Source organism: Nocardioides sp. DN36, assembly GCF_055380375.1.
The window spans coordinates 2,814,493-2,827,564 of the sequence record NZ_AP043823.1 but is presented as its reverse complement, the minus strand read 5'-3'; the positions used below and the strand labels follow the sequence as shown (position 1 = coordinate 2,827,564).

General features: G+C 73.6%; 13 protein-coding genes. 3 read left to right on the top strand and 10 right to left on the bottom strand.

The window, feature by feature from the left end; genetic code table 11:
* Positions 1-31: 31 nt before the first annotated feature.
* Positions 32-1,003 (bottom strand): glycosyltransferase family 2 protein, encoded by a 972-nt coding sequence (locus tag ACZ43H_RS14450; RefSeq protein WP_464583896.1) that lies wholly within the window; start codon positions 1,001-1,003, stop codon positions 32-34.
* A 181-nt stretch (positions 1,004-1,184) separates the two neighbouring features.
* On the opposite strand from ACZ43H_RS14450, the gene ACZ43H_RS14445 reads away from it, so the two are divergent.
* Positions 1,185-1,808 carry an L-threonylcarbamoyladenylate synthase gene (locus ACZ43H_RS14445; RefSeq protein ID WP_464583894.1) on the top strand — a complete coding sequence of 208 codons (624 nt, stop codon included), beginning with the start codon at positions 1,185-1,187 and terminating at the stop codon, positions 1,806-1,808.
* Here ACZ43H_RS14445 and ACZ43H_RS14440 read toward each other — a convergent pair.
* Both ACZ43H_RS14440 and ACZ43H_RS14435 read right to left on the bottom strand, forming a co-directional pair.
* The gene (locus ACZ43H_RS14440) at positions 1,754-2,197 is read right to left on the bottom strand and encodes a DUF6542 domain-containing protein (protein WP_464583893.1); all 444 of its coding nucleotides are present in this window, start codon (positions 2,195-2,197) and stop codon (positions 1,754-1,756) included. The two genes, ACZ43H_RS14445 and ACZ43H_RS14440, sit on opposite strands and share 55 nt — an antisense overlap.
* Before the next feature lie 10 nt (positions 2,198-2,207).
* Positions 2,208-3,302, bottom strand: a complete 1,095-nt coding sequence (locus ACZ43H_RS14435; protein WP_464583891.1) for a DNA recombination protein RmuC — start codon at positions 3,300-3,302, stop codon at positions 2,208-2,210.
* Between the two features lie 69 nt (positions 3,303-3,371).
* Between ACZ43H_RS14435 and ACZ43H_RS14430 the strand changes: the two genes are divergently transcribed.
* Complete coding sequence (locus ACZ43H_RS14430; RefSeq protein WP_464583890.1) at positions 3,372-4,580, top strand: polysaccharide biosynthesis protein; 1,209 nt, start codon at positions 3,372-3,374, stop codon at positions 4,578-4,580.
* Here ACZ43H_RS14430 and ACZ43H_RS14425 read toward each other — a convergent pair.
* The 6 genes from ACZ43H_RS14425 to ACZ43H_RS14400 are packed head-to-tail and all read right to left on the bottom strand — an operon-like array spanning position 4,577 to position 10,599.
* A complete protein-coding gene (locus tag ACZ43H_RS14425) occupies positions 4,577-5,293 on the bottom strand; it encodes a class I SAM-dependent methyltransferase (protein WP_464583888.1) in 717 nt (238 codons plus the stop codon). The two genes, ACZ43H_RS14430 and ACZ43H_RS14425, sit on opposite strands and share 4 nt — an antisense overlap.
* Positions 5,290-6,486: a dTDP-4-amino-4,6-dideoxygalactose transaminase gene (gene rffA / locus ACZ43H_RS14420; RefSeq protein ID WP_464583886.1), complete on the bottom strand. Its 1,197-nt coding sequence runs from the start codon at positions 6,484-6,486 to the stop codon at positions 5,290-5,292. Before rffA ends, ACZ43H_RS14425 begins: the two co-directional genes overlap by 4 nt.
* Before the next feature lie 15 nt (positions 6,487-6,501).
* Positions 6,502-7,248, bottom strand: coding sequence for a sulfotransferase family protein (locus ACZ43H_RS14415; RefSeq protein ID WP_464583884.1), 747 nt, complete (start codon positions 7,246-7,248; stop codon positions 6,502-6,504).
* A complete protein-coding gene (locus ACZ43H_RS14410) occupies positions 7,245-8,240 on the bottom strand; it encodes a glycosyltransferase family 2 protein (RefSeq protein ID WP_464583882.1) in 996 nt (331 codons plus the stop codon). Before ACZ43H_RS14410 ends, ACZ43H_RS14415 begins: the two co-directional genes overlap by 4 nt.
* Positions 8,241-8,271: 31 nt before the next feature.
* Positions 8,272-9,798, bottom strand: coding sequence for a hypothetical protein (locus tag ACZ43H_RS14405; protein ID WP_464583880.1), 1,527 nt, complete (start codon positions 9,796-9,798; stop codon positions 8,272-8,274).
* 9 nt (positions 9,799-9,807) lie between these two features.
* Positions 9,808-10,599, bottom strand: coding sequence for an exodeoxyribonuclease III (locus tag ACZ43H_RS14400; protein ID WP_464583878.1), 792 nt, complete (start codon positions 10,597-10,599; stop codon positions 9,808-9,810).
* A 69-nt stretch (positions 10,600-10,668) separates the two neighbouring features.
* On the opposite strand from ACZ43H_RS14400, the gene ACZ43H_RS14395 reads away from it, so the two are divergent.
* Positions 10,669-11,577 carry a glutaminase gene (locus ACZ43H_RS14395; protein WP_464583876.1) on the top strand — a complete coding sequence of 303 codons (909 nt, stop codon included), beginning with the start codon at positions 10,669-10,671 and terminating at the stop codon, positions 11,575-11,577.
* A 19-nt stretch (positions 11,578-11,596) separates the two neighbouring features.
* Here the strand turns inward: ACZ43H_RS14395 and ACZ43H_RS14390 are convergent, their stop codons facing one another.
* On the bottom strand, positions 11,597-12,781 hold the full coding sequence (locus tag ACZ43H_RS14390) for a cysteine desulfurase-like protein (protein WP_464583874.1): 1,185 nt from the start codon (positions 12,779-12,781) through the stop codon (positions 11,597-11,599).
* Positions 12,782-13,072: the final 291 nt, after the last annotated feature.

Sequence of the window (13,072 nt, the reverse complement as noted above, 5' to 3'; positions counted from 1 at the left end):
CTGCCCGGTGGTCGCAGGCCGAGTGACCCGCTCAGGGCGCGTCCCCGCCGCGGGCGGTGAGCGCCAGCGAGTAGAGAGGGCGGTCCTGCGCCTCGACGTACACACGCCCGACGTAGCCGCCGATCACCCCCATCATGATCAGCTGCAGCCCGCTGAGCAGGAACATCCCGACGGCCAGGAACGCCCACCCCGGCACGGCCTGCTCGGGCACGAACAGGCGCACCCACAGCACGTACGCCGCGCCGAGCACGCTCGCCGCCGAGATCGCGATGCCGAGCCGGGAGATCAGCCGCAGCGGCAGGGTGGAGAAGCCCAGGATCCCGCTGGTGGCGAAGGCCAGCATCCGGCGCAGGGGGTAGCCGGTGGTGCCGGCGTGCCGCGCGTCGCGGTCGAAGAGCACGGCCTCCTGGCGGAACCCGACGTGCGCGACGATGCCGCGCAGGAAGCGGTCGTGCTCGCGGTAGCGGACCACCTCGGCCACCACCCGGCGGTCCATGAGTCGGAAGTCGCCGACGTTGCGGGGGATCTCGATGGAGGCGAGCCGGGCGAGCAGCCAGTAGAAGACGTACGCCGTGGCGCGCTTGAAGACCCCGTCCCGCCGGGTGCGGCGCTGGGCGTAGACGACGTCGACGCCCTTCTCCCAGACCCGGACCAGCTCGATGCTCACCCGGGGAGGGTCCTGCAGGTCGGTGTCCATGACGACCACCGCGTCGGCGTGCGTGGCCGCGTCGAGCCCCGCCGTCACCGCCACCTGGTGGCCGAAGTTCCGCGACAGCGCCAGCACCGTCACCCGCGGGTCGGCGTGGCGCAGCTCGAGCAGCCGGTCCAGCGAGTCGTCGCGACTGCCGTCGTCGACGTACACGAACTCGAAGCGCAGGTCGGGTCGCTCCTCGGTCGCGGTCACCAGCTGCCGGTGGAACGCGGCGACGTTCTCCGCCTCGTTGTAGACGGGGAGCACGTAGGTGACGAGGCGGTCGGGCTCGTCGGTGCGGTCGAGGCTCATGTGTCCCTTGGTACGACCCCAGGCTGCGGCTTTCCTGTGAGAGCCCCCAGAGCCTCTGATGAGGGGATAGTCCGGCACGTTTCTGACGTGGCGGCCGTCAGAAACGTGCCGGACTATCCCAGGGCGCGTCAGAAACGTGCCGGACTATCCCTGGGGAAGGGACCACCTAGACTCGACGACCGTGGCCCGTTTCGTCGACATCCATCCGGTCAACCCGCAGCCGCGACTGCTCGAGCAGGTGGCGGACTCGCTGCGGGACGGCGCGTTGATCGCCTACCCGACGGACTCGGGGTACGCGCTGGGTTGTGCGCTCGGCAACCGGGACGGGCGGGACCGCATCCTGCGGATCCGGGGGCTCGACGACAAGCACCACTTCACGCTGATGTGCCGCGACTTCGCGCAGCTCGGCCAGTTCGTGCACGTCGAGAACGCCGCGTTCCGGGCGATCAAGGCCGCCACCCCGGGGCCGTACACGTTCATCCTGCCCGCCACCGGTGAGGTGCCGCGCCGGCTCATGCACCCCAAGAAGAAGACCGTCGGGGTCCGGATCCCCGACCACGTGTTCGTGCACGAGCTGCTGGGCGTGCTGGGGGAGCCGCTGCTGACCAGCACGCTGATCCTGCCCGGCGAGGAGGAGCCGCGCACGATCGGCTGGGAGGTCAAGGAGGAGCTCGACCACGAGGTGGACCTCGTCGTCGAGGCGGGGGAGACCCCGGCGGAGCCGACCACGGTGGTCGACTGGTCCGAGGGCTACCCCGAGGTGGTACGCCGCGGGGCCGGCGACCCGGACCGGTTCGCGGCCTGACCCATCCGCTGGCGCATCGCCAGGCAGCCCAGGCACAGCAGGTAGCCCACGACCAGCGCGACGCTGTGGTGGGAGAGCCCGGAGACGACCGCCTGGATCACGCCGTCACCCCGGTCGGCGATGGCGGCCGGGCGGGTGAGGCCGAGCAGCGTGAAGACGCCGACCATGATCAGCGGGGGCAGCACCCCGACGGTGAAGAAATCGGTGGGCCGCACCGTCAGCGCGAGCGCGACGCAGAGGGTGACGAAGCAGAGGTCGAAGAAGAGGCTGACCCGGCCCACGACGGCCATGTCGATCACCACGGCGGTGAGCGCGACCGCGGCGCCGAGAGCCACGACCTGGCGGCCCGGCTCCCGACCCTCTTCCCACAGCGTGCGCGTGTGGCTCACTGAACCAACCTCACAGGGCCACCGTATGCTCGCCGTCCTCCCCGTCGCTCGCGGCGCGCCGGTCGCGGTGGTCGGTGATCCGGGGCAGGTCGGCGCCCGTCAGCGCCCCCAGCGAGCGGGTGGTGGACTCCACCTGGCGGGGCGCGGGCAGCTCGTCGTCGGTGACCGCGAGGTCCTGGAACCGTCGCGCGGAGACCAGCACCCGCGACTCCAGCGAGCCGATCGCCTGGTTGTAGTGGCCGACCGCGGCGTTCAGGGACCGGCCGACCTGGTCGAGGTGGCCGCTCAGGCTGCCGAGCCGGCCGTGCAGCTCGCGGCCGAGCCGGTGGATCTCACGGGCCTGGTCGGCCAGCACCTCGTGGCTCCAGCCGTGGGCCACCGTGCGCAGCAGCGCGATCAGCGTGGTGGGGGTGGCGAGGACGACCTGGCGGGCGGCGGCGTACTCGATCAGCTGGGGGTCGGTCTCCAGCGCGGCCGCGAGGAAGGACTCCGCGGGCACGAACAGCACCACGAACTCCGGGGTCTCCTCCAGCGAGCGCCAGTAGGCCTTGGAGGAGAGCTGGTCGACGTGGGTCCGCAGCTGGCGGACGTGCCGGGCCAGGTGGGCCGCGCGCTCGTCCTCGTCGTCGGCGGAGGTGGCGTCGAGGTAGGCGTCGAGGGGCACCTTGGCGTCGACCACGACCTGGCGGCGCCCGACGAGGTGGACGACGAGGTCGGGGCGCAGGGCGCCGTCGGCCAGCCGGACCTGCTCGCTGAAGTCGCACCGGTCCACCAGGCCGGCCAGCTCGACCGCGCGGCGCAGGTGCAGCTCGCCCCAGCGGCCGCGCACCTGCGGCTTGCGCAGCGCCGTGGACAGGGCGTGGGTCTCGCGACGCAGGTCGGAGACGTGCTGGTGGAACTGGCCCTGCCAGGCGGCCCGCTGCCGGTCGAGGTCGTGCATCTGGTCGCTGAGCCGGTCCAGCCCCTGCATCACCTCGGCCTGGTCGACCATCCCCTGACCGACGGCCTGCACGTGGGTGGGCCGCGAGCGCGCCCACAGCAGCCCGACGAGGCAGCCCAGGGCGAGCCCGACCAGCAGGGTGACCAGTGACGCGAGCATCTCCATGGCGCCAGCATGGACGAGACCACCGACAACCGGGGTGGGGCCGGGCCGGGTCGGGCACAATGCGTCCCGATGCCCGCCCGTCGTCGTCCCTCGCCGCTCGTCCTGGGGTCCGCGACCAGCGGGCTGCTGGCCTACGTGTTCTTCGCGCTCGTCACGCACGCCCTCGGCAGCCGGGCGGCGGCACCGGTGTCGGTGCTGTGGAGCTGGTGGTCCTTCGCCGGCGCGGCCCTGACGTTCCCGGTCCAGCACTGGGTGGCGAGGACCGTCGCGGCCCGCGGCGGCGAGGCGGCGGTACGCCGTTCGCTGCCCGCGCTCGCCCGCGCGACGGCGCTCCTCGCGCTGGTCGTGACGGCGCTCGCGTGGCTGGCCCGGGCCCGGCTGTTCCACGACGATGGCGTGGCGTTCGCCGTGCTCGCCGGGCTGGTCACGGTGGGCGCGGGGCTGACCGGGCTGGTGCGCGGCGTGCTGAGCGCCCGGCACCGGTTCGGCGCGGTGGCCGCCGCGCTGGTCGCGGAGAACCTCGTGCGCGCGCTCGCCGCGGCCGTCCTGCTCGCCGCGGGGGTCACCGACCCGGTCGCCTACGGGGTCTGCCTGATCGCCGGCTACGTCGTGAACGCCTGGTGGCCCTCGGCGCTCCGGCCGCGCCGGACGGGGGAGTCGACCGGCGCCGAGGGCCTGCTGGCCTCGGTGGGCGGCACCGGGGCGGCCCAGCTGGTCGCCCAGGCCGTGCTGACGGGCGCCCCGGTCGTGCTGGCCGCCGCCGGAGGCGCTCCCGCGGAGGTCACGGCCCTCTTCGCCGGGCTGGCGCTGTTCCGCGCGCCCTACACGCTGCTGCTGGGGGCGGTCGCCCCGCTCACGGGGAGGCTGACGGCCCTCGCCACGGCCGGGCGGGCCCGCGAGCTGGACCGGCTGCGCGACCGGATGCTGGTCGCCGCGGTGGCGTCCGCGGCTGCCGCGGGCGCGTTGGGCTGGCTGCTGGGCCCGTGGAGCGTCCGGCTGGTGTTCGGCGCCGACGTGACGCTGGCCCGGGAGACCGCCGTACCCGTCGCCGTCGGCAGCGCCCTGGCGATGGCCAACCTCCTGCTCACGCTGCTGGTCATCGCCCGCGGCAGGGTGCTGCACCTGCTGCGCTCCTGGCTCCTCGCCCTGCTCCCGGGCGCGGCGCTCCTCCTCGTCGCGGGCGCGGGCAGCACGGCCACCGCCGCCGCCTTCGCGGTGGTCGAGGCGGCCGCCCTGGTCCTGCTCGCCGCCTCGGACCGGTACGCAGCCCGACCCTAGGGCTTGCGCGCCGCCACGAACACCGACGAGCCGAAGGGCAGGTCCCGGCGCCGCAGCACCCGCGCCTCGACGCCGCACAGCCCCAGCAGCGCCCGGTCGGTGCGGGCCGAGGTGCGGGGCAGCCGGGCCGCGTCCGGCGACGCGCGCCGGACCCGGCGGCTGAGCCGCTCGGCCGCGAAGAGGGGGAACACCGCGGCGAAGCCGTGGGTGCTCCGCACGACCTCCAGGCCGGCCGCGCCCACGGCCCGCTCGATCCGGGCCCGGGTGTAGCGGCGGTGGTGCCCGGCGCGCACGTCGTGGTCGGACCACGCCCACGTGTAGGCGGGCACGGACAGCAGCAGCCGGCCGCCGGGGGCGAGCACCCGTGCCAGCTCGCCGACCGCGACCGACTCCGGCTCGCAGTGCTCGACCACGTCGAAGGCGCCGACCACGTCGAAGCTGCCGTCGGCGAACGGGAGGGCCAGCGCGGACGCCTGCACGCCGGTCCCGGGGGTGAGCCCCCGCGGATCGAGGTCGACGGTCGCGACCAGCTCGCTGCCGGCCATCCAGCCGACGCTGGGCCCGTCGGCGCTGCCGACGTCGAGGACTCGGCGGGGCTCGCCGAGCTGCGGCCCGAGCGCAGCCCGGAGCAGCTCTGCGCGGGCGCGGTACCACCAGTAGCCGGGCTGCTCGATGGAGGCCGAGCCGCTCGTGGCGGGGGCGGGAGCGGTCATGTGCCGGCCACGAAGCGCACGAGGGCCTCGGAGACCCGCTCGACCTCGGCGCGGGTGAGGTGGTTGTGGAAGGGCAGCCGCAGCAGCCGCTCGCTCACGTCGGTGGTCACCGGGCAGTCCGGCGGCTCGGCCCCGGCGTACGCCGTGAACTGCCGGCCGCCGTCGGAGTCGTGCAGCGGCACGTAGTGGAACGCGGTGCTGATGCCCTGCGCCGAGAGCTCCTTGATCGCCTGGGCGCGGGCGTCGGCGTCCGGCAGCAGCACGTGGAAGAGGTGGTACGCCGGCTCGCAGTGGTCGGGCACCACCGGCAGCCGTATCCCCAGCGCGTCCGCGTGCGGTCCGAGAGCCTCGAGGTAGCCCTCGAACACGGCCCGGCGCCGGGCCTGGATCGAGGCCCGGACCTCCAGCTGCCCGAGGAGGTACGCCGCCAGCGTGTCGGACAGTCCGAAGGACGAGCCGATGTCGCGCCAGGAGTACTTGTCCACCAGCCCCTGGAAGAACGCCTTGCGGTCGGTGCCCTTGTCGTGGAGCACCCAGGCGCGGCGCTGGTCGTCGGGGTCGTTGAGCAGCAGCGCGCCGCCCTCGCCGCAGACGATGTTCTTGGTCTGGTGGAAGCTCAGGGTGGCGAAGCGGCCCAGGCTGCCCAGCGGTCGCCCGCGCCAGCGGCCGAAGAGCGCGTGCGCGGCGTCCTCGACGATCGCCACGTCCGGCCGGTCCTTGAGCACCTCGTGCAGCCCGTCGAGGTCGCAGGCGATGCCGGCGTAGTGCACGACGACAACGGCACGCACGGAGTCGTCGAGCAGCTCGGCCACGTGGCGGGGGTCGGGGCCCAGCGTCTCGGGCTCGATGTCGCAGAACTTGATCCGGGCGCCCTCCCGCACGAACGCCAGCGCCGAGGTGACGAAGGTGAACGACGGCACGATGACGGTGTCGCCGGGCCGCAGGTCCAGCAGCAGGGCACTGAGCTCGAGCGCGGCGGTGCACGACGTCGTGAGCAGGGCCTCGTGGGCGCCGGTCTCGGCGGTCAGGATGTCGATGACCCGGGCCGAGTAGGGCCCCGAGGACTGGGTGCGGCCGCTGGTGATCGAGGCGGCCACGTGGGCGAGCTCGTCACCCTCGGGTCGCACCTCGTTGAAGGCGATCTCGGGCAGGGGCGCTCCCGACATCGCGGTGGTCGTCGTCTCGGAGCTCACTGTGCCGTCCGTTCGTCAGTCCGCCGTGGGCCACGGCAGCGCGCGTCCGACCAGACCGACCAGGGCCCGGTCGCTGTCCTGGTAGTACCCACGGAGCCGGGCGGTCAGTCCCTCGCCGAGCTCCGGAGCGGCCTGGCTGGTCCCGTTGACCGCCGGACCGGGGGTCGTGCCGCGTGCCGGATCAAGGCCCAGCCGCTCCAGCAGCCGGGCCCGGGCCTTCTCCTCGGTGGTCAGCTCCTCGAGGAACGCGACGGTCACGTCGTCGTGGAACCGGTCCAGCCACGGACCGAGGTAGTCGGCGTACCGCCCGCGCTCGAGGTAGGCGTAGGGGGAGACCGAGGTCTGCCCCGGCGTCCACGCCAGGGGACCGGCGAGGTTCAGCTCGAGCACCTCGGCCAGCGGCCGGTCCTCCAGGCCGTTCTCGGTGCTGAACGCCCAGTGGGACCGGGCCCGGCGGACCGGGTCGCGCAGCACCGCCAGCACCAGTGGATCACCCAGCACGGCGGCCGCGCGGTCCGCGGCCTCGCCGTACTCGAGGTAGCTCGTGCTCTTCTCGCCGAGCAGCTGCTCGCCGGATGCGTGGCCGAAGAACGTGTGGACGTACCAGTCCCGCCCGCGCGCGGCGTCGGTCTCGGACAGGAAGACCTTCGGCTCGGGCCGCGCGGGCCTGGCCATCGCCACGTCCGGGTGGGCGGCGAGCAGGTCGTGCACCCACGTGGTGCCGCAGCGCTGGGCACCGATGACGAGCAGGTGCCTGGTCACCCGGTCACCCTCGTCTGCACGTGGTAGGTGTCCTGCGCGCTCACGGCGTTCAGCGTGCGGACGACGTACTCGCCGACCATGGAGAGCAGCGCGATCGTGAAGCCGTTGAGGATCGAGAGCAGCACGACGGTGGTGGTCCAGCCCTGCACCTGGGTGTGGCCGAGCAGCCCGGCGCCGAGGTAGAACGCGCCCAGCAGGAAGCTCACGGCCGAGATGCCGAAGCCGACCAGTGCGGCCAGCCGCAGCGGGTAGGAGGAGTAGGAGAACAGGATGGTCAGCACCAGCCGCAGGATCCGCGCGAGGTTGTAGTTGCTGCTGCCGACGGTGCGCGGCTCGTGCCGGACGGTGACGTTCCCGGGGTTGCGGGAGTACAGCAGCGCCTGCCCGGTGATGTAGGGGTGGGCCGTTCGGGAGGCGCAGATCCGGTCGACCACGTCGCGGTGCAGGATCCGGTAGTTGGTGACCTCGAGGCCCGCCGGCTGGTGGAAGACCCGCCGGTTGACCGCGCCGATGAGCTGGCTGCCCAGCCGGCGGTGTCCGGCCGCCTGCTTGCGCTCGAACTTCCCGAAGACCACGTCGTGGCCCTCCAGCGCCTTGTCGATGAGCAGCAGGGCCTGGTCGGGAGGGTTCTGCAGGTCGTCGTCCATGGTGATGACGTAGTCACCGGTCGTCTCCCGCAGGCCGGCGAGGTTCGCGTGGTGCTGGCCGTAGTTGCGCAGCAGGTCCAGCGCGACCACCTGGGGCAGGGCGCGCGCCTTGGCCGCGATGACCTCCCAGCTGCCGTCCCGGCTGCCGTCGTTGACGAGGATGACCTCGTGGTCCAGACCCGCGAGGGTGAAGGTCTCGACGACCCGGTCGACGGTCTCACCCACGACGCCCTCGCTGTTGAACACCGGGATCACCACGGAGTAGCGGAAGTCGGCGCGACCGGGCGCCCCGACCGTGCGGGGGTCCGGCTCGGCCGGGGGTACGGGCAGCGCTGCGGCGTCCACGCTGTCATCGTGCCACCCTCGGCCGCGCGGATCAGTCCAGCAGGACCCGGCGCAGCTCCTCGACGCGGTCCCGGCCGACCTCGGGGCGCACGTACCAGTCCCACTCGGGCGACTCGCCGACGAGGACGAAGTGGCGCTCCAGCACAGGCTCCAGCCAGCTCCGGTGGCCCGACTCCGTGCCGACCGCGAGCAGCTCCGGCGCGCGGCGGGCGATCCAGCGGGCGTAGCCCTCCCGACCGCCGGGCCAGGTGTCGTCGAGGTAGCCGACCAGGCCGTTCCCGAACAGCTGGAAGCGCGTGGGGTTGCGCTGGTGGGCGAGCACCAGCGCCGGCGGTGCCTCGAAGGACATGATCCGCGCCCCGGGCAGCACACGCTGGACCGCCTCGACGTCGCGCCGCTGCTCGTAGAGGTCGTGGTTGCGGGTGGTCACGGCGTACGTCGTGGTGATCGCGACCGAGGCCGCCGCCCAGGCGGCGACCAGCGCGACCAGCGCCGGGCGGGGCATCAGCCTGCCCAGCAGCGGGGCCAGGCCACCGATGCCGACCATCACGACCGGGAAGACGAAGAAGCAGTCCGGCCAGCCGTTGTAGGCCTTGAGCGACCACAGCGAGCCCACGACGGCCAGGACGCCCATGCCGACCAAGGCCGCGGCCCGCGGGTCGTGGCGCAGGGCGGACCGCACGGAGGCCAGCGCCTGCAGGACCACGGCGACCAGGCCACCGATCAGCAGCCAGGTGGTCCAGCCGTAGATCTCCTTGGTGGCCTCCCAGATGATCCGCGGCTCGGTCATCAGCGACACCTGCTCGGTGTAGCGGGCGTTGATCAGCACGAAGTCGTCGAGGAAGACCTGCAGGTCCCCGACGACGGCGTACGCCGCCACGACGGCGACCAGCGGGGCCAGGCCCCCGACGGCGATCCGCACGAGCGAGCGCAGCCGCCCCTCGGCCTGGAGGAGCGCGGCCACCGCGGCCCCGGCGCCGAGCGCGAAGAACGCCGGCTGCCAGGTGAGGGTGGCCAGCGCGATGCAGAAGCCGGCCGTCGCCCAGCGGCGGTGCACCACGGCGAGCAGGGCGAGCGCGCAGAACAGCACCAGCGGCGTCTTCTCGCGAGGACCGTACGTCGCGTAGATGACGAAGCCCCGGACGCTCAGCAGCGCCGCCGCCGCGACCACGCCGGCGGCTCGGGAGCGGAAGACGTCGCGGGCGAGCAGGTAGGTCACGACGACGCAGGCGACCGCGATCAGCAGGAAGAACACCCGCATGCCGAGCACGTCGTCCACGCCGACGAGGCGGGCCACCCAGACGCCGATCCCGGGCAGGAAGTGGGCCAGCGGGCCGGCGCGGTTGACGATGGCGACGTACGGCGGCACGCCCTCGGCGACCTGCTGGCCGCCGTAGGCGTAGACGCCGAGGTCGCGGGTCAACCCGCCGTCGAAGCCGTGCGTGAGGTAGACGGCCAGCGCCACGACGGCGGTGAGCGGCACCAGCGGGTCCAGCCCGCGGAGCCGGGACCGCGGCGAGAGGGCCGGGCCGGGCTCGGTCAGGGGGCTGGTGGGCACGGTCGTCCCTCAGTCGAGGTCGACCACGACCGGGGCGTGGTCCGACGCGCCGGTCCCGGCCCGCTCGTCGCGGTCGATGAACGCGCCGGTCACCCGCTTCGCCAGCGAGGGGGACCCGAGGACGAAGTCGATGCGCAGGCCGCGGTTCCGCTCGAAGCGCTGCCGGTAGTAGTCCCAGTAGGTGTAGACGTCCGGTCCGGGCGTGTGCGGGCGCACGACGTCGACGTACCCGTCGTCGAGGAACGCCTGGAACGCCGCCCGCTCGGGCGGTGTCACGTGGGTGGACTTGGCGAACTGGGCCATGTCGAAGACGTCCTCGTCGAGCGGTGCGATGTTCCAGTCGCCGACCAGCGCGGTGTCCTCGCCGAGCCAGTCGCCGGCGGCCGCCGCGCGCAGCCGCGCCAGCCAGTCGAGCTTGTAGACGTAGTGGGGGTCGTCGACCTTGCGCCCGTTCGGCACGTAGAGCGACCAGATCCGGACACCGCCGCAGACCGCCCCGATCGCGCGGGCCTCGGCGGTGACGGGGCTCTCCGCGTCCTTGGCGAAGCCGGGCATCCCCTCGAAGCCGACCTGCACGTCCTCGAGCCCGACCCGGCTGAGGATCGCCACCCCGTTCCACTGGCTGGTGCCCGCGGCGGCGACGTCGTACCCCAGCGACTGCAGGCCCATCAGCGGCAGCTGGTCCTCGCGGGCCTTGGTCTCCTGCAGGGCCAGCACGTCGACGTCGTGGCGCTGCAGGAACGCCTCGACCCGGTCGATGCGGGAGCGGAGGGAGTTGACGTTCCAGGTGGCGATGCGCACGCGTGCAACCTAACGGGCCGTCCGTGGGCCGGCGCCCCCGGCCGGGGCGGGGGCGGCACAATCGCCGCCATGGACATCGCTGGCGTGCTGGACGAGATCCGCGACGAGGTGGCGCCGCACGTCGGCGCGGGAGCCGTCGCCGACTACATCCCCGGCCTGGCGTCGGTCGACCCGGACCAGTTCGGGATGGCGGTGGCGATGAACGACGGCACCGTGCACGCGACCGGTGCCGGGGACGCGCCCTTCTCCGTGCAGAGCATCTCCAAGGTGTTCAGCCTCGCGCTGGTGATGGAGCGCGACGACCGGATCTGGGAGCGGGTGTGGCGCGAGCCCTCGGGCAACCCGTTCAACTCGCTGCTCCAGCTCGACCAGGAGCAGGGCCGGCCGCGCAACCCCTTCATCAACGCGGGCGCGCTGGTGGTCACCGACCGGCTGCACGGGCTGACCGGTGACGCGCGGGCGGCGACCGGTGCGCTGGTGCGCACCGAGAGCGGCAACGCGGAGATCGACGCAGATCCCGACGTGGCCCGCTCGGAGAGCGAGCGGGGCCACCGGATCGCGGCGATGGCGCACCTGCTGGCGAGCTACGACAACCTCGAGACGAGCGTCGAGGAGGTCCTCGAGCAGTACTTCTGGCAGTGCGCGCTGTCGATGACCTGCCGCGAGGTGGCGCTCGCCGCGTCCCTGCTGGCCCGCAACGGGGTCCGTGCCGACGGCACCCGGATGCTCACCCTCAGCCAGACCAAGCGGATCAACGCGGTGATGCTGACCTGTGGGACCTACGACGCGGCGGGGGAGTTCGCCTACCGCGTGGGGCTGCCGGCCAAGAGCGGCGTCGGCGGCGGCATCCTCGCGGTCGTCCCCGACCGCTGCACGATCTGCGTGTGGAGCCCGGCGCTGAGCCCGTCCGGGAACTCAGCCGCCGGGCTGGCCGCGCTCGACCTCTTCACGACCCGCACCGGCTGGTCGGTGTTCTGACCCTGCCCGCACTCCGGGGTCAGCCCAGCTCGGCGACGCCCGCCACCAGCCGGTCGACCTCGTCCTGCGTCGTGTACGGCGCGATGCCGGCGCGGACCGCCCCGTCGTCGCCCAGGCCGGCGTGCCGGGACGCCTCGATCGCGTAGAAGTGGCTGGCCGGCGCGTTCACGCCCAGCTTGGCCAGGTGCTCGTGGACCTCGCGCCCGGTGCGGCCGGCCACGGAGAACAGCACGGTCGGCGTACGCCGGGCCGGTCGCCCGTGGAGCGTCACGCCGTCGAGGGCGCCGAGCCCGTCGAGAAGCCGCGCGAGGAGCTGGTCCTCGTGCTCCTCCACCGAGGCCATCGACTCCAGGACGCGGGTGCGCCGGTCGGCCGCCCCGCTGTCGAGGCAGGCGATGAAGTCGACCGCTGCGGTCACGCCGGCGAGCAGCTCGTAGGGGAGGGTGCCGAGCTCGAATCGCTCCGGCACGGCGTTCGACGACGGCAGCAGCTTGTCCGGGTGCAGCGTCTCGAGCAGCGCCGGGGACGCGGCGAGGACGCCGTTGTGCGGGCCGAAGAACTTGTACGGCGAGCAGGCGATGACGTCGGCACCCAGGGCTGCCATGTCGACGGGTGCATGGGCGGCCAGGTGCACGGCGTCGACGTACACCAGCGCGCCGGCGTCGTGGGCCGCGCGGGCGATCGCGGGCACGTCGGGGCGGGTCCCGAACAGGTTCGACGCCGCGGTGACCGCGACCAGCCGGGTCCGGTCCGACAGCAGGGGCGTGACGTCGTCGAGCTCGGCGGTCTCCGGGTCGAAGCCGAGCCAGCGGACCGTCGCGCCGGCCCGCTCCGCGGCGATGACCCAGGGCCGGATGTTGGCGTCGTGGTCGAGCCGGGTGACGACGACCTCGTCGCCGGGACCCCAGCCCTGCGCGAGGGTCCGGGCCATGTCGAAGGTCAGCTGCGTCATCGACCGGCCGAACACGACGCCACCCGGGTCGGCGCCGAGCAGGTCCGCCATCGCCGCGCGGGCGGCCACGGTGACGTCCTCGGCCCGCCGCTCGGCATCGGTGACGGACCCCCGGTTGGCGAGCCCGGCGGTCAGCGTGGCCGCGACCGCCTGCGCGACCGGCGTCGGGGTCTGCGAGCCGCCGGGGCCGTCGAAGTGGGCGACCCCGTGCGCGAGGGCGGGGAACTGGGCGCGAATGCGTGCGGTGTCCACGCCCTGATCGTTGCATCCTCGCCCTGGGGCGTCCGGTCCTGCGTCCTGACCCGTGGTGGGCGGTGAGCCAGCCACCTTCTTGGTGGTGGGTTCGGTGGCCTGCTCACCGCCGGGGGGTGGGTCGGCTGGTGGGCGGTGGGTCAGCCACGGTTTGGGTGGTGGGTTCGGTGGTCTGCTCACCGCCGGGGGGTGGGTCGGCGGGTGGGCGGTGGGTCAGCCACGGTTTGGGTGGCCGGTTCGGTGGCTGGCTCACCGCCGGGGGACTGGCCTTGCAGGCGCGAGCGATGCTGG

Bases quoted from the DNA above. Each gene is read 5' to 3' on its own strand.
- ACZ43H_RS14450 (WP_464583896.1), bottom strand. From the start codon at position 1,003: ATGAGCCTCGACCGCACCGACGAGCCCGACCGCCTCGTCACCTACGTG.
- ACZ43H_RS14435 (WP_464583891.1), bottom strand. From the start codon at position 3,302: ATGGAGATGCTCGCGTCACTGGTCACCCTGCTGGTCGGGCTCGCCCTG.
- ACZ43H_RS14430 (WP_464583890.1), top strand. From the start codon at position 3,372: ATGCCCGCCCGTCGTCGTCCCTCGCCGCTCGTCCTGGGGTCCGCGACC.
- ACZ43H_RS14425 (WP_464583888.1), bottom strand. From the start codon at position 5,293: ATGACCGCTCCCGCCCCCGCCACGAGCGGCTCGGCCTCCATCGAGCAG.
- ACZ43H_RS14395 (WP_464583876.1), top strand. From the start codon at position 10,669: ATGGACATCGCTGGCGTGCTGGACGAGATCCGCGACGAGGTGGCGCCG.